1 protein-coding gene is annotated in these 238 nt (G+C 63.4%); it reads left to right on the top strand.

Annotated elements, in window-relative coordinates:
• Positions 1-238 (top strand): DUF7882 family protein (locus tag SB773_RS34460; RefSeq protein WP_410595023.1); only part of this gene is annotated, 238 nt, incomplete at both ends.

The raw sequence follows: 238 nt of genomic DNA, 5'->3' as shown, positions 1-238 counted from the left end.
CTCATCTGAAGGTCATCGTCGGCACGAAGCTCCGTCGCCAGGAGAGCTTCATGATGACCTGGCATCCTCGAGAGGGCGGCGACCCCGGCCGACTCACCGTGTGGATGCACCCCGCGATCCCGTTGCAGTTCCTCTTCACCTCGCCGGATCCCCACAACATCGAGAAGCAGCGCATCGAGGACATGATGCGCGCTCTGAACGCGACCGGCGAGCTGGTCATCGACGACTACGTGCAGCC

It is taken from the genome of Bacillus sp. SIMBA_074, from assembly GCF_046534555.1.
Classification (GTDB): Bacteria; Bacillota; Bacilli; order Bacillales; family Bacillaceae_G; genus Bacillus_A; species Bacillus_A mycoides.
The sequence above is the reverse complement of the archived record's forward strand: the minus strand, read 5'-3'. Positions and strand labels throughout refer to the sequence as shown.